The sequence below is a fragment of the Pseudarthrobacter sp. CCNWLW207 genome (assembly GCF_037203945.1).
In the GTDB taxonomy this organism is placed as follows: domain Bacteria; phylum Actinomycetota; class Actinomycetes; order Actinomycetales; family Micrococcaceae; genus Arthrobacter.
Genome location: NZ_JBBCBS010000001.1, coordinates 324107 through 341892, shown reverse-complemented (window position 1 = coordinate 341892; position 17786 = coordinate 324107). Strand labels below are relative to the sequence as shown.

The window sequence follows — 17786 nt, the reverse complement described above, 5'->3', positions numbered from 1 at the left end:
CCAGACGCCCTTGCTCGGCGGGCCAGGACGAAAGCGGCTCGCTGCGGCCGGGAGCCTGTTCTGCGCTTGCACTGTCTAGTCTGTCTTTGCCGACAGGCTGCGACAACTCAGGTTTCCGGCGTGTTTCCGTTCGAGGATTGAGTGTCAGCGTCAGCTTGGGGCGTCATGAGGTAACGCAAATCCATTCTTCGCTTGAGGACCGAAACCTTCGGCGTTGGAAATCCTGCTTCCCGTAGTTCATGTGCTTTCCATTCTGCACGGATGGCCCTTTTGAAGGAGTCGATATAACGTCGGCGAGCCTGATACAGCGACTGCTCCGCCTGGTGCATTGCCTTGAAGGTGGCCTGCACATCGGTGGCCAGTTCGAGCTGTTGCTCGATATCGACGTGTTCAGCCTGGCGGCGGCGCTGTAAGGTCTGGCGGAGGTACTCCAGTGGGTCTTGCCTGGTCATGACTTATGGTAGCGACGGCCGGTGGCCCCGGCCAGACTATGCGGAAATGGACTGCGTCCACCACCGACCTGGAGCGGCTGCGGTTAGCTCATTTGCGGGGCAGGACACCGCCCGTTAGCGGAGCGGCTGCCGTTCGCCGACGCTGACGGAACCATCGGGCGTGACGTAGTTCCGCCGTCGTCGTTCAATTCTTTCCTGCTGGCCAGGCGAGGGAATCCTGGCGCTCTTGGCACGGTTGCACCGCGCGCAGGCAGCGACAAAATTCTGCAGGCTGGTGGATCCGCCCTTGGACCACGGGTAGAAGTGGTCGCCGTGCTCGGCAGGCCGTGAACATCGGCGCCGGAACCCCGCCTCCATCTCGCACTGGCCGCCAGCCCGGGCCATGCCCTCACGCCGCTGCTGCCTGCTGAAGCGCCGAGCAAGGTCACGGCGCCGGACGTCGCGGGCATTAGTCACGGCGGCAACGACTGTGAGGAGCACGACGAACACGGCCGGGAGCATGACTGTGGCTGCGACGCCGTCGAAGAGGCCGCGCACAACACCGATTCCGGAGGACGGTCCCGACACGATGTCCCCACCCGCCTTTGGAATGACTGCCGAGACAAAAGTGAGGAACAACCAAATGGTCACCGCCAATAACGCGCCGCGAAGTGCCATCCGGCTCCAATAGATTCGCTTCAGTTCAACCATCGCGTCGTCCCCTCACAACCATGGAATGCCGACGAAGCGAGTGCCCGACGGTGAGACAGATCGTACCGCCCTGGCACGGCGATGGACGCCTAGGCCTGCCAACAGTCAGGCCGCACCCCCACAGGCTAAAGCGTTTCGGGAATCGGGCGTCCCGGGAAGAGCGTCGCGTACTGTTTCCGGTACATCCTGCGTCCGATGAGACGGTAGGCAAGGCGTACCGGTGCGGGGATTTCCTTGAACAGTTCCTTCCGGTCTGCCGGTGGGTTGGTAGCCAGCACCATCCCGAGGTATCCCACCAGGAACTTGTTGCTGACCTGGTTGCTCCCGTGCTCCGCGGCTGCCTTCATCTCCTCCTGGGTCATCACCCTGTCGACGGCGGGCATCACCTCAGTGACCTCCCGGCGCAGGTGCACGTTGAGGACAGTCGACAGATCCTCGTAGAGCCCGGCGAGTTCCTCGCCTGCCTCGGCGTCCGCCGTTTCCATCCAGCGAAGACGCAACGGCTCGATGACCTCGAGCCGTTGTGTGACCTGCCGGTGCTGGGCAAGCATCTGCTCTACGTGCAGAGCGCACGCCGGCGCCCGTTCGGCCAGTTGCGGGTACATGAGCAGGTCTTCGCTCTCATGGTGGATGTGGAGCAACTTGTCGAAGTTCCCCAGCACCTCGCCAACGTAGGCGGCGCGGGCCGTGTCGCCGGGCGCGGCGGAACGCACGAGGCCGGGCGCTTCGTCGTATGCCCACAAGAAGACGCGGTGAATGCGCCGCATGCCTGCCGTTCCGGTGCACAGCACTGGCCCGGGCGGCACGGGAGCCGCGATCTCGCCGGGATTCATGGTGAAGAAGTCGGTCAATTTGGGGGCCCCTTACGGTCGTTATCCGGCACCAAGATCTCTCCCCGGCAGCATGGTATCGCCTGCCCTTAACGCCGCACAATGGCCCGAGGCTAGCGGTGGCGCGCCGTGTCTTGCTGTTCGATAAAGCGAATATCCCAGGACGGTAGTGCAGGAGCAGTCGTAAGCTCTTGTCTAAGTCATACATGCGGCTGGATCGATGTGGAGGATCGCAGATGCACGCTGTGGATGTCGTCGTCGTGGGCGCGGGCCTGGCCGGCCTGAGTGCAGCCCGCAAGCTGGTTGCGGCCGGTAGGACAGTTGCCGTGCTGGAGGCGCGCGGCCGGGTGGCCGGCCGCACACTGGGAGGCTTTCTCAGCAACGGAGTGCCGGTGGAGATGGGCGGCCAATGGGTGGGCCCGACACAGGACGTTGTGCTCGAGCTCATCAACGAACTGGGCCTAAAGACCTTCCCCAGCTTCGACGAGGGCGACGCCCTGACCGTCTTCGACGGCCACGTGGTTCCAAACGCCGACGAGACTTTCGGCCTCCCGCCCGAGTCAGCGATGGAGGTCGGCCGGCTCTGGGAGAACCTGGAGATCCTCGCCTCGACGGTCGCGATTGAGGCACCGTGGGAAACTGATGGCGCCGAGGACCTGGACCGGCAGACGCTGGACGCATGGCTGGTCGCCAACACCGAAGACAACATTGCGCTGAGGTTCTTCCGCCTGCTCGTGCCGGTCCTGTTCTCTGCCGAATCTCCGGAGCTTTCACTCCTGCACTTCCTCTTCTACGTCAAGTCCGGCACCAGCCTTGAGGCGCTGATGACGATAACAGGAGGTGCCCAGGAGAGCCGCGTCGTCGGCGGCACGCACCAAATCTCCGAGCGGATGTCCGCCGAACTGGGCGACGCGGTCCGGCTCAATGCCGTGGTCCGGACCATCCGCCAGGATGGGACGGGCGTAGTTGTCGAATACGACGGCGGCAGCGTCACGGCCCAGCGCGTCGTCGTCGCCATACCGCAGACGCTGGCCGGCCGGCTGCGCTACGTCCCGCCGCTGCCAGCGCTGCGCGACGGACTCACCCAGCAGATGCCGGCCGGGGCCGTGATCAAGCTCCACGTCGGTTACGACGCCCCGTTCTGGCGCGAGGACGGACTGAGTGGAACGGTACTCAGCCTCGACGACGCGTTCAACATCGTCCTGGACAACAGCCCGGACGACGGCTCCTGCGGGGTGTTGGTCGGTTTCCTCGAGGGCGCCCACGCCCGCACCGCGAGCCTGATGACCGCAGCGGAGCGCCGGGAGCTCGTCATCGCTGCGCTGGTGAAGTACTTCGGCCCGAAAGCGGCTCACCCGTTCGACGTCGTCGAGCAGGACTGGACAGCTGAGGAGTTCACCCGCGGCTGCTACGGTGGGCGGCTCGGCGCGGGCGCCTGGACCCAGTACGGTCCGGCCCTCGCTGCACCTGTGGGCAGGATCCACTGGGCAGGTGCGGAAACGTCCACGGTTTGGAACGGCTATATGGACGGTGCCATCCGCTCCGGCCGTCGAGCCGCCGACGAGATACTCAAGGAACTCTCGTGACCAGCGTCCTCATCTATCCGGACAGCTTCTGGCCACACGCCCGATGAGCTGCTGCCCGAGGCACGGACTACTGCTGCCGTCCCAGGTCAAACCCTCGGCCCAAGTGGGATACTAAGCCATGGCTTCTTCCTCTGGCGGGAGTACTCCCGGTGTGGTTGCAGTGATCGGCGCGACGGGCCGGCAGGGGGCGGCTGTGGTCCGGCATCTCCTCAACGACGGATGGCAGGTGCGTGCCCTGACCAGGACTCCGTCCAGCGACGCTGCGCAGGCGCTGCTCGAGCTCGGGGCCGAGGTCCAGCAGGCGGACACCGAGGATCCAGGTTCTCTACGGCCGGCGTTCCGGGAGGCCTACGGGCTCTTCAACGTCCAGAACCCGCAGACAATCGGGGTCGAGGCAGAAGTGCGGCAGGGCCGGAACGTGGCGGAGGCTGCAGCCGCGGCCGGTATACGCCATGTGGTGTACGGGGCGGCAGGCGTCAGCGACCAACCGACAGGCGTTGGCTCCTGGGATTCGAAGCTGGTCATCGCCCAGCGCTTCCGCGAACTGGGACTGCCGCTCACCGTGCTGCGGCCCATGGCGTTCATGGAACTGATGACGGACAAAGGTTACTATCCGCAGTTTTCCACCTGGCATCTGATGCCAAAGCTGATGGGCCCGTCCCGGCCGGTGGGCTGGCTATGCGTTGACGATCTGGGTGCCATCGCCGCCCGGATGTTCGCCGACCCGGAACGGTGGAGCGGTGCAGTGCTGGGACTGGCATCAGACGTGCGGTCAATAGACGAGTGCCGCAGTATGTGGCAGGAACGGACTGGGCGAAGACCGCGTGGGTTACCGATGCCGGAGAAGCTCTTTGAACGGTTCGTGGGGAAGGACCTCACCACAATGTGGCGGTGGCTGCGGACAGGGCAGTTCGACATGAGCACCCAGGTGACCCGCGAGATCCTGCCGGAGGCCCGAACCATTAGGGACTGGCTGGCGCAACTGCCAAGGTAGCGGGGGAGCAGGACGCCGGCCGCATCGGTCACGGCGGGATTGGCAGCACTGCATGCACCCGCCCGCCCCGGGGGGTGCTCTCGGCGGAGAGCGTGCCGCCCAGCTCGGCCGCACGCTCGCCCATGGAGGCAATTCCGACGCCGGCCTGCCACGGCGCACCGGTGCTCCCGTCATCGGTGACCTCGATCTCCAGGGCCTCCTCGCGGACTGTGAGGCTGACCGTCGCGTTAGTCGACGTGGAGTGCCTGGCCACGTTGGTCAGCGCCTCGACGACGATGCGGTAGACCGCCACCTCGACGGCCGCGGGCAGCGCCTCCAACCGATCTGCGCGCAGATCGACTCGCAGTGGTGTCCCGTCAGGAGTCCGCAGGGCCAGTGCCTGCTGCCGCAGGGCGGTGACGAGACCGAGCTCGTCGAGCGCCGGTGGACGCATCGCGTAGACCAGCCCCCGGATGTCCTCGAGCGCGGTCACTGTCTCCTGGCGCAGGGTCCGCAGCAGGTCCTCTGCTCCGGAAGGGTCGGTGCGCAGGGTATTGCGTAAGGCGTCTGACGTGAACGCTATCCCGGAGAGCCGGGCGCCGAGGCCGTCGTGGAGGTCGCGGCGCAGCCGACGGCGTTCCTCCTCGATTGCGGTGATGGCCTGGCCGCGTGACTCCCTCAGTTCGTCGGCCAGTGCCCGGGCGCGCAAGGTCTGGGCCAGCAGAGGCGCGACCATGCTGAGCACGTGGCTGTCAGCCGCGGACAGGGTCAGGTCACCGGGCCGCAGCCCCACCGCGAGTTCCCCCTGCCGGTCCGGGCCCAGGGCCAGCGGGAGCGTCCTGGTGTGGGTGACCTCTGCCCCGGACTCGGCGACAGTTTTCCCGTCCAGACGGAGCGCAGAGTACGGGAGGACCAGTGCCTCGCGGATCGCCCGCAGTGCGAGCACCGGGTCATCGCCGATGTGGCCGACCACCCGGGTAGCCGCCCCCAGCGGGTCCGGCCGCGCCCCGAAGAGGAGCTCGTCGACAACGGCCCGCAGCACCACCTGCAGCGGATGAAACGTTGTCGCCGCGAGGGCGCCGATGATCGCCAGCGTGCCCGGAGGCGGGACGCGGCCGCCCAGGACCTCGACCAGCGACTCGACGGTCATGAAGAGGGCCACGTAGCCGACCACCGCGGTAACGAAAACCACGAACCGCACCATCAGGCCCCTGACATCGACCACCTCGGGCCGGCGGACCCCGACGTACAGCGCCGGCGCGACGGTGCTCATGGCGAGGTAGGCGATCACCTCTCCCACGGTGCCGAGCTGCAGGAACGGGGTGATGAACATGGTTATCACCACCAGTGACCCCGCGAGCGCCATCCACTTGAGGGCCCACCGGTCGCCGTCCGAGGCACGTTCGATCTTCCACCAGGTGTGCGCGATCAGGGCACAGGCGATCACCAGGACCATCGCGGTGCCAACCGCGTCGCTCTCTGCCCAAACTACCGCAAGGATGCCCGAACCTCCGATCACCACCAGCGAGACGAAGTCCACCGGGTGACGCCAGGCGAGGGCCGGGTACGCGGTCAGCGCGAGCGGCGCCAGCAACGCGCCGCCGATGGTGAAGGCCAGGCGCGGCGCGTTGCTTCCCCCCGTCGCTTCCAGAACGGCCCCCGAGATGATGGCCAGTCCTGCGAAGACCATGAGGACGGCGCTCGGCCGGACCCGCCGAACGCCGAGCAACGCCAACCCGCTGATGGCCGTGCTCAAACCAAGGGCGGCCAGCGCGAGCAGCCCAGGAGAGGCGGTCACGTGCCGAGCCCGCCTTCACGGGCGCGGATGATCGCGGCGGCCCGGTCCAACACCTCGAGCTTGGCGAAGATGCTGGTCAGGTGGTTGCTGACCGTCTTGGGGGAGAGGAACAGCGCCTCGGCGATCGCCGTCGTACGCCGTCCTGACGCCAGCAGGTCGAGAATCTCGCGCTCGCGCGCGGTGAGTTCCGGGAAGGGGGCGGGCCGTGGTGTGGGTGGTGCAGTGAAGTAGCCCAGTATGCGTGCCGCCACGCCGGGTCCGAAGATCGCCTGCCCGGTGACCACCGCGCGGATGGCGGCCACGATCTCCTCCTGCCCGGCTCCCTTGAGCAGGTAGCCACGGGCTCCGGCCTGCATCGCGGTGAAAACGGTAGCGTCGTCGTCGTACATGGTCAGCATGAGCACCGCCGTCTCCGGCACCGCGGCACGGATCCGGCGGGTGGCTTCCACACCGTCGATACCGGGCATCCGGACGTCCATGAGTACGACGTCGGGCCGCAGGAGTTGTGCCTCCCGCACGGCGGTCTCGCCGTCGCCTGCCTCGCCGGCCACCTCGAGTCCCTCCAGGGTTTCGATCAGCGCCCGGAGCCCGCCGCGGACGACAGGATGGTCGTCCGCGATCAGCACCCTGAGGTTCATGAACCCATTATGGGCGCGTACGCTCCCGGTTGATCCGGGAAATTCCTCCCTATCGCCGGGGATCCGCGGGAAAATGGACGGGGAGGCCGTCCCTCGTGGACGGAAGCGGCGCGAGCCGAGAGTGGAGTTGTCCGCTTCATCCATCCACCCGAGGAGCAACCATGAAAACCACATCGAAACGGCAGAAGGTCGGCCTCCTGCTGGCCGGCTTCTACAGCGTGCTGAACGTCGTCGGCGTGCTGTTTCCCCCTCCGGAAGGCCAGGTTGGCCCGCCGATCGGCATCCTCATCGTCGACTGCGGGCTCGGCCTGGTTGGCCTGGTCGCCGTGATCATCACGTGGCGTACCGGCAACCGCGCCGCGCTCCGCGTCGCGGCCGGCGCGATCATCATCATGACCCTCACCGCACTGCCGGCGTTCTTCGTCGACGTGCCAGCAGTTATCAAGCTGCTGGCTGGCGTAGCCGTGCTGCTCACGATCGCGGCCGTCGTGCTCATGTTCTCGCCGGGGCGCCGCACGACGCCGGTCCTGGACTGAGTCTGATCGCAGTCGCCATGGTCCTTATCGCCTTCGTGCCCGGCCATTGCTCCGGTCGCGAAGGCGGGATCGGCGCCGTGGTTGCTTCGCCGGACGGGTGCAGATCAAGCGGCTCTTCGCGGCTGAGGCCCGGCCCGTCGTGGTGACCATTCTCGACCGCGCCGCCGACTTCAGCACAGCAACCACCGCGCCGTTGCTCGGCCTGCCAGGACGAAGGCGGTTCGCTGCGCAGGCTACAGTGTCTCGGGAACGGGCGTCCCGGGAACAGCGTGAAGAAGTCCGTCATTGGATTGCCCTTGACGCTAGTCAGTGCGACCAGGACCCCTCCCCGGCAGGATTTTTGTCGTCCGCCCTCACACCGCACAATGGCCCTAACCTATTCGTCCGGAACGTGTTAGCGGCCCGACTGCGGGTCAGATCAGGTCAGGCCAGCCAACGCCACCAGCGTGACTTCTCCGGTTCCGGCGTCGGTTCCGGCTCCGGCTCCTCGCCCAAAGCCAGCGCGGCCTCGACGATGTCGTCCGCGGTGAGCGTCATGACGGCCTCACGATCAAGCGCGTCGAGACTTTGTTGCTCGTCGCGCGACAAACGCAGCGCCTGGCGGTTGAGCGCCTGCTCGAACAGCGTGCGGGCGAAGCGTGCGTTGCCGGAGTCCTCGCCCGCGTGGAGCCCGGTGAAGATGCGGCGCAGAATCTGGTCCGCACCCGGCTCCAGCGTGTACTCGTGCTGGGCCAGCATCTGGTGGAAGATCGTCTGGAGTGCGTCGACGGAGTAGTCGGGGAACGTGATCTCGCGCGCGAACCGGGAGCGCAGTCCGGGGTTCGAGAGCAAGAAGGACTCCATCAGCCGCGGGTACCCGGCCACGATCACGACCAGGCGGTGGCGGTGGTCCTCCATCCGCTTGAGCAGGACCTCGATCGCCTCGGGGCCGAAGTCCATCCGGCCGTCCTCCGGAGCAAGCGCGTAGGCCTCGTCGATGAACAGGACGCCGTCCAGTGCACGCCGGATCACCCGGTCTGTCTTGATGGCGGTCGCGCCGACGTACTGCCCCACCAGGCCTGAACGGTCGACCTCGACCAGGTGGCCTTTCTGCAGCAGACCAACCGCGCGGTACATCTCGGCCAGGAGCCGCGCCACGGTGGTCTTGCCCGTGCCCGGGTTTCCGAGGAACACCAGATGCTGTGATGTGGCCACCTCCGGCAGGCCGTGCGCCTTACGGCGGGCCTGGACCTGGAGCAGTGCGACGAGGGCCCGCACCTGTTCCTTCACGGTCTCCAGTCCGACCAGAGCGTCGAGCTCGGCCTGCACTTCGGACAGCGGCCGGGCCGGCCCGGGTCTCGCACCGATGAGATCGCCGACCAGGTCGTCAACGCGCTCCGAACCGTGCAGCCTGAGCTGGTCGGTCAGATGGCCGATGGTTTCGCGCAGGTCATCGAGCGGATTGCGGCTGGCAGCCATGCATCCACTGTAGTACTCGATGCCCGGCCGGGGGCGGGGTTGGCTTCACCAGCATCAACTAAGCCGAGCCTTGGGGCCGCGGTCTGGCCCCCTGCGTCCGGGAGGCCAGGGCGTCGAACTGCTCCTGCCAGAGGGACAGCTCGCGCTCCATGTACTGCCTGCGTGCCGGGGTCCACTTGGGCCAGATATCGGTCGCGACGTGGGCTTCCGGCCGGTCGCGGACAGAGGCCACAATCGGCTTCGGTCTGGCGTTTGCAACAGGCTTTCGGACAGCGGGCCTCCGCCGGGTGAGGCGGGGCTTGAGGTCCGCGATCCAGAGCACGAGATTGCCCAGGACCCAGATGATGCCGACGAGGACCAGTGCGGCAAGAAGGAAGCCGACGTATGCCAGCCACCCGAGGGCAAGAAAGACCAACATGGTCCATTTTACCCACCTGCCCCCCGCTTGGAGCAGGCCTCAGCGGCATCCTTTGGATGTACTGCCTGCCCTCGGAAAGTACGACGGCGGCGCTCACCCCCGGCGGTTCGGTCACCGTTCTGATTAGGTAGGGCGATCTGCCTGTTGCCCCTATCCGGCTGGGCATCTGTTGGAGCAAGATACCCCCATGAAAAGAACAGTTCTGGCCGGGTTCGCGGCGGCAATGATGGCCTTCGGTGCAATCAACTCGGCGGTAGCCGGTAACGCGGCACCGGCCGACCCATCACAGGTCGTTGGCCAGATCATGGTCAAATTCCGCGACCACCGCGCGGCAGCGGACACCCTGCGGCAGCACGGACTGAGCGAAGGGCCCGGAATCGGCAGCACAGGCGCCCAGCTGATCAAGGCTCCCGCCGGCAAAGAGCTTCAACTCATTGAAGCCCTGAACCGCAATCCCGCCGTTGAGTACGCCGAGCCGGACCACGTGGTCACTCCGGCCACAGCTGACCAGTACTTCAGCCGCCAGTACGCCCTGCAAAATACTGGACAGTCCTTCACCAACACCGCCGGCACACTGACCGTAGCCGCAGGCAAGGCAGACGGCGACGTGGACGCCGTCGAAGCCTGGACGTTCACGAAGGGGGCCGGGATAAGGGTCGCCGTGCTCGATTCAGGAGTCGCCAACGACAACCCCGACATCACACCGAAGGTTAGCGCCCGGGCCAACTTCACCACCGGTGAAACCGGCGATGACAACTACGGCCATGGCACCCACGTGGCCGGCATCGTCGCCGCCGCTCACAACACACAAGGCGTGGCCGGTACTTGCCCGGAGTGCACCATCCTGGACGGCAAAGTGCTGAACGACAGCGGGATCGGATCCAGCTCAGGGCTTGCAAGCGGCATCAACTGGGCGGTCAGCAATGGTGCCAAGGTGATCAACATGAGCCTCGGAGTGCGGGCGTCACGCACTCTCGAAACAGCCGTCAACAACGCATGGAGCAAAGGCGTGGTGCTGGTCGCCGCAGCCGGTAACGGAGGCAACCAGACCAAGATCTACCCGGGTGCCTACCCGAACGTCATCGCCGTCGCCGCTACCGACAACAAAGACGCCAAGGCATCCTTCTCAACATACGGCGCCAGTTGGGTGGACATCGCAGCACCTGGCGTCAACGTCTACTCAACGTTCCCCAACCACGAGTTCGTCCTTGAATCGCAATACAACCGGTCACGGGGTTACGACGTCGGCAACGGCACCTCAATGTCATCACCGATCGTCGCGGCCACAGCGGCTCTTGTGTGGAGCAGGAATCCTGACGCGACCAGCGCGGAGGTCCGGGCCAAGGTTGAATTAACGGCGGATGCCATTTCCGGCACCGGAACGCACTGGAAGCATGGCCGCGTGAACGCCTACAACGCCGTCCGGTAGTCGCGGGGCCAGCCGACCATTTGCCGCTGGGTTGCCCTAGGGGCAACCCCTAGATCGCGATAGAATGACGGGCAAATGACATCTCGGCGGTGAGGTGAATGCCCAAAAAGCAAGACGGGTCCGACGGCTTGGGAGTGGCGGTTTTTTGGTTCGTGGTGATCCTGATTTGGATCGTCGTCACCTATCCATGGCTGCTCCTGTTGGCGGCCGCGATCTGGTTCGGCATCGTCTTTACCAGCCAGCCGAAGCAAGTCCGCCGTCGACCCCGCCCACCGACAATCACGCCTCCGCGGGTGCCCAGAACAGTGGCCGCAAGGCCTCCCGCAAGGAAGCCGGCACCCGCCCCAACGCCAGCGATCATCCCGCCGCCGGTCAAATTCGCCCCTCCCGACTTCATTCGTAAGGACCGCGAATACAACCGGTTCCTGGCCAGGACATGGGACGAGGAGTTCGAGGCGCTTATAAAGAAGCGCGAGCAATACCCCCAGCCCTAAAGGCGCCATCTAAAACGCTGGCATTCTTCCCGCACGCCCGTCGTCCCTCTGCGGAGCTTAACCGCGCGCCACCAGCCCCGGCACCCTGTCCTGGATCTCGAAGGAGGCCTTCGTGCTGACGGGGGATCCCGGCGTCGTGACGTAGTCCAGGACCCGGAAATCAGCAGTCAAAGCGTCCTTAGTGATGCGCGTGTTCACGTATCCGCGATTGTCGTTGTAGAACTTCAGGTGCGGGTTCCAGGCCATGACCGGGTCGGTGGTGGAGCCAGTGCCGTTGCCGGTGGAGGTGATGGAGGTGCAGACGAGTTCCGAGCCGACCACGGGGGAGGCAGGGTCCTTGTAGTCGAGTTTGAGGTCGTTTGCCCAGTTACGGTGCACGTCGCCGGTGAGAACCACGGTGTTGCGGACGCCCGCATCCACCCAGCCCTGGGTGATGCGGCGCCGCGATGCGGCGTAGCCGTCCCACCCGTCCATGGAGACGTCGTCGACCTCCGGCGCCTGGGCCCGATCCCGTTCGGCGAAGAACACCTGCTGACCCAGAATGTCCCAGCGCTGGGTCGAATTCTTGAACCCGTCCAGCAGCCACTTCTCCTGCTCGGCGCCGGTGATGGTGCGGTCCTCGGCCAGGCGTTCGGCCACGTTCTTCTGCCAGCCGTCGCCGGCGAGCTGGTCGTCGCGGTACTGCCGGGTGTCCATCATGTGGAAGTTGGCCAGTTGGCCCCACTGGATGGTGCGGTAGATCTTCATGTCGAACCCGGCCGGCACGGACGAGGCACGCAGCGGCATGTTTTCGTAGTACGCCTGGAACGCTGCGGCGCGGCGCTGCCGGAACCGCTCGGTGGTGTCGTTCAGCTGCGCGGCGTCCGTGTTCTCCGGGATCTCGTCCGCCCAGTTGTTGTCCACCTCGTGGTCATCCCAGACCACCAGCCACGGCGCGATCGCGTGCGCGGCCTGCAGGTCGGCGTCGGACTTGTACTGCGCGTGCCGCTGCCGGTAGCCGGCCAGGCTGGACGTCTCGGGGCCCTGGTGGTCGCGCGGGTTGCCGCCGCCGATCACGTAGCTGCCCTTCTTGTACTCGTACAGGTAGTCGCCCAGGTGCAGCACGAGATCCGGGTGGTCCTCGGCGAGACGGGTGTAGGCGGTGAAGTAGCCGTGCTCGTACTGCGAGCAACTGGCGAACGCCATGGCCAGCGCCGTCGGCGTCTCGTGCGGCGCCGGGCTGGTGAGCGTGCGGCCCACCGCGCTGACGTGCCGACCGGTGCGGAACCGATAGAAGTATTCGCGTCCCGGCCGGAGGCCCTTCAGCTCCACGTGCACGGAGTGCGCGGTTTCGATCCTGGCGGTTTCGACGCCGCGGGCTACTACGGTGCGCATGCGCGCGTCCTCGGCCACTTCCCATTCGACGGCGACACTGCGGGAGGGCATGCTGCCCAGGCCGTCCTCGGCCAAGGGATCCAGCGCCAGCCGGGTCCAAATCACAAAGCCGTCCGGCCACGGCTCGCCGGAGGCGATGCCGAGCATGAACGGATCGGTGCGGAGACCGGCGTCGTCCGCTGTTGAAACGGCGACGGCGGCACTCGGCAGGGCGGCGACCAGCCCGGCCCCGAGGCCGGCGGAAATCAGGGATCTGCGTGAAATGTTGTCCATGGCTTCGAACATACGGAAGCCTGTTGGACGGTGTCTGAGGCCTTTGTGAATGGGTGGTTAACTGCGTGACAAGACCTGTCGACTCGCCCTTGCGGCATGACGAGCTTCGGCCCGTGGAAATCACAGGGCCCCGTTACACTTGCCGGGCTGCCGGACATTAACCGGGTATGAGCTTGCAAACGCATTTGGGGGAGCGCGTGGAACTGGACAGACAAAAGCGGTTCATGGCGGCCCACGCGGCCTGCCATGATCGCATCTACCGCTACTTCCGCCGCCGCACGGAGAGCCCTTCCACCGCTGAGGATCTGTGCGCGGAAGTCTTTAGGATCGCGTGGGAGAAATCGGGCGAGAAGGAAGAACTCTCAGCCATGTTCCTCTTCGGGGTGGCACAGAACGTTCTGCGCAATCACCTAAGGTCCGCCGTCCGATCGGCCAATCTCATGCTGTCGCTCCAGCTGGAACGAACGGAGCAGGCCCGCGACACCGACGGTTCCGTCCGGGATGCGCTGGGTCGCCTCAAACCCGACGAGCGGGAGGTCCTGTTGCTCACGTACTGGGATGGACTTACCTCCAACGAATTGTCCGATCTGCTCAACACCACCGCGACAGCCATCAGGATGCGCCTCCACCGGGCACGGAAAGCACTCGGCCGCCTGCTTCAGGCTGAACGAGAGTCAGAGGAGTACATGCGATGAAGGACCTTTCTGCTGCCGACGAGCAGCGCATCCTCTCCGCCGACCCCGCAGCGGACGTCACCGAGCCCGAACTGGCACGCAGCCGTTCCCGAAGCCTGGCGTTCATGGAATCCGACGTGACCCATATCTTTGCAGGCGACTCGGGAAGTTACAGAAGGCCTACCGCGAAGCGTTCGCGGACGGCTGGAGCTTTCCTGGCAGCAGCCGCAGTGGCCGCAGCCGTCCTCACGGCCAACTTCCTGCAAACGGCCCCGGTGGAAACACCGGCCGCCACCGAATCCGTCTCACCTCCCTCGCCGGCTCCCACCAACGCGCCGGAGCCGGCCCCTCCCGCCGGACCGTTTCACGACCTCTTCGTCTCGGCAGACGGAGTGCTTGTCCTGGAGGCACTGCCCAATGCGGCCCGGAAACTCGGGGCAGGGCTCGGCGTCGAACCCGTCAACGTGCGTCAGGTGCTGAAAGGCGATCTGGCCCCGGGTGAAACCACAGTTGACGTGGCACCAGCTGAGCGCGCGATCAATGGTTCGCTTCATTGGCGGGATAGCCAGGAGGAAGCACCCTTTACCTATCTGGGGTTCTTCGCCAAGGATGCCGACGGCGGGCTGCATCTGATGGAGGCACCTCATACGCTGCTGCAGATCCAGAACATCAGGACGGCCGCCACTGTGGATCCCGTCACCGACGAGCCGGTGGAGATTGGTGACGACCTGCGGGCGCGTATCAATGTGGCCCCCGTTGGGGACGTGCCCGTGGCCACCCACCCCGGCGGTTCCTGGGCTGCATCTGCCCCCGATACCATCTGGGGCACGCAGGCTGCAGACGGAACGAGGGACGGCGAGGTACGCGGATATGTTTCTCCCTCGGAGGCCTGTTTCACCTTTGCGAACAGTACTCAGAAGGTCTTCCTGCGCTGGCCGGAGGGGTTCACCGCGAAGGTCACACCGCTGATGGTCGACGCTGAGGGCCGCGTTTCCTACTACGGGACAACGCTGGCCAACAAGGCGGTCATCCTCAACGAATGGGGCTTCATCAACATGGCGGACCTTGATACGCGTCCACTGGTTAAGGGGCAGCTGACCGCCGAGACCGCGTCGTGCGGGGGTGAGACCCTTCCCGTTTTCGACGTTTGGCCGGAACGGGAAGGAGGCAGCCCGTTCCAGAAGGGCCGCGGTGTAGCGCTGCCCACGCCCTGATCCCAGGCGCCCCGGATGATGGTGTCAGCACCGAATCTTTGACAGGGCTCGCCATCGAGCTATTCAGTTCTCAGGGCCTCTGCGATCTGCTGGGCTACCTCGGAGGGCGTGAGGTGGGTGGTGTCGATGACCTCTGCTTCAGCGTGGAGCCAGGTTCGGGCAGCTTCGGCATATGGTTCCAGATAGCCGAGTCGGAATGGGGAAGGGATGGGATGGTCCGCAGCTATCCGGGCGTAAAGGGTGTCCTGGTCGGCATGGATCACGAAGTGCCGTACCGGAATGCCATGTTGAGCTAGGCCGTCGCTAATTTCGCGCCAGTACTCTTCTACCAAAACGGTCATGGGCATCACCAACGTGCCGCCAGTGTAGTCAAGTACGCGCTTGGCGGTCTCCACGACGAGGGGTCGCCATGGCGGCCAGTGCTGGAAGTTGTCCGTGGCGGGCAGGCCGGGAGAGATGTCCATGAGAGTTTCACCAACCTTTTCGGCGTCGAACACTCTCGAATCGGGAATGAGCTGCTGAACAAGGGCACTCGTTGTCGTTTTGCCGGCACCGTGGGTGCCGTTGAGCCATACGATCATGGCACCAAACGCTAACACCGAGCAGCCCAACACAAGGGCTGTTCACTACTCCCGGGGTCCCTCACGTCTACCGCCAGGCCTCGCTATGGACTGCCTTATTTGGGAGGCCTAACCTGAGAGAAGCGGACAAAGGAGTCGTCATGAAACGCTTGCTTATCGGACTTGCCACGGCGGCCATGGTGGCCCTGAGTGCAGCACCGGCCGGGGCCGCTCCCAACATTTACCACACCATTTCGTCGACGAATGCCTCTGCGGCGGTGGTCGAAACTGTCGGCTGCGAGCGGACGGAGATCTTCGTCTCCTCCATGTCGGGGATGTTCGCTGCCCAGCCCGGTCCCGTGAACAAGCAGGGCCTGACCAGCGTTTTCGTGCGCATCTCCGACGTCTGCGCGGCACCCGGCCGCGGGGTGGTGCTGTTCCAGGCTGACGGCCAGAACTTCGCACCCCTGGAGGCTGATCCGAGACTGACTAGCGCCTCCATCAACACGCAACTGGCTGGTACCGACGGCGACGGCAACCCCGTCACCATCAGCCTCTCGGCGACGTGGACCGGCACCGGCCCGCTTGAGCACAGCACCCTCAGCTCCCACGAGAACATCCCGGGTCTGGGCAACGTCAACTCTGTGGACAACAACCTCAGGCGCGCCGCCACGGCAACCGTGTCGGTCACGGTCAACGGACTGACGGTTTCGGGTACGGACAGCAACGCAGTGCTGGAACAAGTGAAGGCGCGCTGCATCGAAATCGCCCGGCCTGGTGTGGAGGAGTTCTTCCCCTGCTTTGGGTTCCCGGGGTAGCGGATACCGCACGAAAGCACGGAGCAATCCGTGGAGGGAGAGTGAACCAACTGCCGGTTACGGCCGGGAGCCCGCACCTGGCGACAGGACGTTCAGGCCCGCATCAACAGCGGCGGCCAGGAGTTCTGCATCGTAGGCCACGAGAAGATCAGCCTGCAGGCGGATTGCGCATGCCAGATGAATGGCGTCAGCGCTTCGCAGCCTGCCAGGCAGGGCAGCCGCATACATCAGATCGGACCGTGCGATGTCAACAAGATTGATGCCGCCGAGTGCCGCATTGACCAGCTCGCCTGGCAAACCACGCCGGTGCGCTGCGCAGTGGAGCTCCGTGTAGAGCAGCATTGAAGCCACCAGCCTGTCGTTCCGAGATCCAGCTGCCGATAAGTACTCCGCCGTGGCTGCCGATTCGCTTTCCTCCACCGCCACCTTGAGGACGGCCGAGGTATCCACGTAAATGATCAACGGTCGCCACGAAGGTCGTCTAGAATCTCCGCCGTGCTCGATTCTGAGGTAACGCGCGGCAGGGTGCGGAAGTCGACAGGCCCCATTGCCGGGCGGACCTGGCCTGCCAGGAGCAGACGTTCAAAGGGCGAGGCCGACGGCGGGATCAGCGTCGCAGTGATCTCGCCATTGTTAGTGACATCGATTGTTTCGCCGTTTTTTACGCGTTCGAGGATCTTGCTGCTCTGGTTACGGAGCTCCCGGTGCGGAATGGTTGTCATGATTGCCTCCGTAGCAATCGTAGCAACCGGAGGGGCCGGAATGTAAGTATCAGCATGTCCGCAGCATCTCAAGCCGCAGCCGGGCTCGATCCTTCCGCAGCCTCCCAGTGCCGCCGGAGCAAATCAGCCAGCCGCTCGGGCTCGATCCGGTGGGGTGGGTCGAAGTGATGGCGTTTGGGGAACACCTCCAGATGGAAGTCCGGGAAGAACACCCTTGCCAGCCGGCTGGCAATCTCGCCGTAGTCGTCGGGGTTGCTCAGGCCGCCCAGGGCGAGGAACACAGGCCGGGGAAAGGCGGCCAAGCGTTCCCGCTCCAAGTCATAGCTTTTGAAGGTCCGCAGGAACGCCTTTATTCCTGCAGGCCGTTTGGCCATCCACGGCGGCGGGGGATCCTCGGGCGGTGGCGGCAGGACGACGTCGGGCCTGACTCCCAGCCGCATGAAAGCGGACAGGAACTGCTCCGGCGGAAGTGCCTCCAGTTGCTCGTACTTCTTCCAGAGCTCCGCGTGGGCTGGGCTCCAGTCCCAGCTCCCGGCCCAGGCGGGCTCAAGCAGCGCCAGGCTGAGCAGCCTGTCAGCGTGCTTGGCGGCGAACGCCAGCGCCGCCGCGCCGCCACCGGAGTACCCCACCAGATGGAATGTCTCCCACCCGAGGGCATCGGCTTCGCGCAGCACGCCGTTAACCTCTGTGTCCAGGGTCCAATCCGCCGGAGGCTCGTCGCCTGCATAGAGCTCGAGGTCCTTGGCGACAGCCTGGACATCGGGCCCCAGCGCTTTGATCAAGGCGTTGTACGCCGGCTCTGCGGGGAGGACAGCACCCGGAAGCAGGATGACCCGGATCGGTTGCATC

Annotated in this window: 20 protein-coding genes; 8 read left to right on the top strand and 12 right to left on the bottom strand. The window is 65.4% G+C overall.

Annotated elements, in window-relative coordinates; genetic code table 11:
* Nucleotides 1-107 precede the first annotated feature (107 nt).
* From V9L17_RS01425 to V9L17_RS01415, 3 genes are all read right to left on the bottom strand, one after another.
* A complete protein-coding gene (locus V9L17_RS01425) occupies nt 108-452 on the bottom strand; it encodes a hypothetical protein (RefSeq protein ID WP_337350156.1) in 345 nt (114 codons plus the stop codon).
* 114 nt (nt 453-566) lie between these two features.
* Entirely contained in the window at nt 567-1142 is a 576-nt protein-coding gene (locus V9L17_RS01420) for an HNH endonuclease (RefSeq protein ID WP_337350155.1), read from the bottom strand.
* 125 nt (nt 1143-1267) lie between these two features.
* On the bottom strand, nt 1268-1993 hold the full coding sequence (locus V9L17_RS01415) for a hemerythrin domain-containing protein (RefSeq protein WP_337350154.1): 726 nt from the start codon (nt 1991-1993) through the stop codon (nt 1268-1270).
* Nucleotides 1994-2208: 215 nt separating this feature from the next.
* Here V9L17_RS01415 and V9L17_RS01410 point away from each other — a divergent pair, with 215 nt between their 5' ends.
* Together V9L17_RS01410 and V9L17_RS01405 are read left to right on the top strand one after the other, a co-directional pair.
* Nucleotides 2209-3558 (top strand): flavin monoamine oxidase family protein, encoded by a 1350-nt coding sequence (locus V9L17_RS01410; RefSeq protein ID WP_337350153.1) that lies wholly within the window; start codon nt 2209-2211, stop codon nt 3556-3558.
* Nucleotides 3559-3676: 118 nt separating this feature from the next.
* On the top strand, nt 3677-4552 hold the full coding sequence (locus V9L17_RS01405; RefSeq protein WP_337350152.1) for an NmrA/HSCARG family protein: 876 nt from the start codon (nt 3677-3679) through the stop codon (nt 4550-4552).
* A 28-nt stretch (nt 4553-4580) separates the two neighbouring features.
* Here V9L17_RS01405 and V9L17_RS01400 read toward each other — a convergent pair whose 3' ends face one another.
* Together V9L17_RS01400 and V9L17_RS01395 are read right to left on the bottom strand one after the other, a co-directional pair.
* A complete protein-coding gene (locus tag V9L17_RS01400) occupies nt 4581-6329 on the bottom strand; it encodes a sensor histidine kinase (protein WP_337350151.1) in 1749 nt (582 codons plus the stop codon).
* Nucleotides 6326-6967 carry a response regulator transcription factor gene (locus V9L17_RS01395; protein ID WP_337350150.1) on the bottom strand — a complete coding sequence of 214 codons (642 nt, stop codon included), beginning with the start codon at nt 6965-6967 and terminating at the stop codon, nt 6326-6328. Before V9L17_RS01395 ends, V9L17_RS01400 begins: the two co-directional genes overlap by 4 nt.
* A 161-nt stretch (nt 6968-7128) precedes the next feature.
* Here V9L17_RS01395 and V9L17_RS01390 point away from each other — a divergent pair, with 161 nt between their 5' ends.
* Nucleotides 7129-7503, top strand: coding sequence for a hypothetical protein (locus V9L17_RS01390; RefSeq protein ID WP_337350149.1), 375 nt, complete (start codon nt 7129-7131; stop codon nt 7501-7503).
* Between the two features lie 423 nt (nt 7504-7926).
* Here the strand turns inward: V9L17_RS01390 and V9L17_RS01385 are convergent, their stop codons facing one another.
* Entirely contained in the window at nt 7927-8961 is a 1035-nt protein-coding gene (locus V9L17_RS01385; protein WP_337350148.1) for an AAA family ATPase, read from the bottom strand.
* Nucleotides 8962-9019: 58 nt separating this feature from the next.
* A complete protein-coding gene (locus tag V9L17_RS01380; protein ID WP_337350147.1) occupies nt 9020-9379 on the bottom strand; it encodes a hypothetical protein in 360 nt (119 codons plus the stop codon).
* A 187-nt stretch (nt 9380-9566) separates the two neighbouring features.
* Here V9L17_RS01380 and V9L17_RS01375 point away from each other — a divergent pair, with 187 nt between their 5' ends.
* Together V9L17_RS01375 and V9L17_RS01370 are read left to right on the top strand one after the other, a co-directional pair.
* Nucleotides 9567-10808 carry a S8 family peptidase gene (locus V9L17_RS01375; protein ID WP_337350146.1) on the top strand — a complete coding sequence of 414 codons (1242 nt, stop codon included), beginning with the start codon at nt 9567-9569 and terminating at the stop codon, nt 10806-10808.
* A gap of 98 nt (nt 10809-10906) precedes the next feature.
* Nucleotides 10907-11302: a hypothetical protein gene (locus V9L17_RS01370; protein WP_337350145.1), complete on the top strand. Its 396-nt coding sequence runs from the start codon at nt 10907-10909 to the stop codon at nt 11300-11302.
* Nucleotides 11303-11359: 57 nt separating this feature from the next.
* Here the strand turns inward: V9L17_RS01370 and V9L17_RS01365 are convergent, their stop codons facing one another.
* The gene (locus tag V9L17_RS01365) at nt 11360-12949 is read right to left on the bottom strand and encodes an alkaline phosphatase D family protein (RefSeq protein ID WP_337350144.1); all 1590 of its coding nucleotides are present in this window, start codon (nt 12947-12949) and stop codon (nt 11360-11362) included.
* 167 nt (nt 12950-13116) lie between these two features.
* Between V9L17_RS01365 and V9L17_RS01360 the strand changes: the two genes are divergently transcribed.
* Entirely contained in the window at nt 13117-13644 is a 528-nt protein-coding gene (locus V9L17_RS01360) for an RNA polymerase sigma factor (protein ID WP_337350143.1), read from the top strand.
* Nucleotides 13641-14837, top strand: a complete 1197-nt coding sequence (locus V9L17_RS01355; RefSeq protein ID WP_337350142.1) for a hypothetical protein — start codon at nt 13641-13643, stop codon at nt 14835-14837. The genes V9L17_RS01360 and V9L17_RS01355 overlap by 4 nt, the downstream gene beginning before the upstream one ends.
* 59 nt (nt 14838-14896) lie before the next feature.
* Here V9L17_RS01355 and V9L17_RS01350 read toward each other — a convergent pair whose 3' ends face one another.
* Entirely contained in the window at nt 14897-15418 is a 522-nt protein-coding gene (locus V9L17_RS01350; protein ID WP_337350141.1) for an AAA family ATPase, read from the bottom strand.
* 140 nt (nt 15419-15558) lie between these two features.
* Here V9L17_RS01350 and V9L17_RS01345 point away from each other — a divergent pair, with 140 nt between their 5' ends.
* A complete protein-coding gene (locus V9L17_RS01345) occupies nt 15559-16215 on the top strand; it encodes a hypothetical protein (protein ID WP_337350140.1) in 657 nt (218 codons plus the stop codon).
* Between the two features lie 57 nt (nt 16216-16272).
* Here V9L17_RS01345 and V9L17_RS01340 read toward each other — a convergent pair whose 3' ends face one another.
* The 3 genes from V9L17_RS01340 to V9L17_RS01330 form a co-directional block, all read right to left on the bottom strand.
* Nucleotides 16273-16677: a type II toxin-antitoxin system VapC family toxin gene (locus V9L17_RS01340; protein ID WP_337350139.1), complete on the bottom strand. Its 405-nt coding sequence runs from the start codon at nt 16675-16677 to the stop codon at nt 16273-16275.
* Nucleotides 16674-16937, bottom strand: coding sequence for a type II toxin-antitoxin system Phd/YefM family antitoxin (locus V9L17_RS01335; protein WP_337348376.1), 264 nt, complete (start codon nt 16935-16937; stop codon nt 16674-16676). The genes V9L17_RS01340 and V9L17_RS01335 overlap by 4 nt, the downstream gene beginning before the upstream one ends.
* 68 nt (nt 16938-17005) lie before the next feature.
* Nucleotides 17006-17785 carry an alpha/beta fold hydrolase gene (locus V9L17_RS01330; RefSeq protein ID WP_337350138.1) on the bottom strand — a complete coding sequence of 260 codons (780 nt, stop codon included), beginning with the start codon at nt 17783-17785 and terminating at the stop codon, nt 17006-17008.
* Nucleotide 17786: the final 1 nt, after the last annotated feature.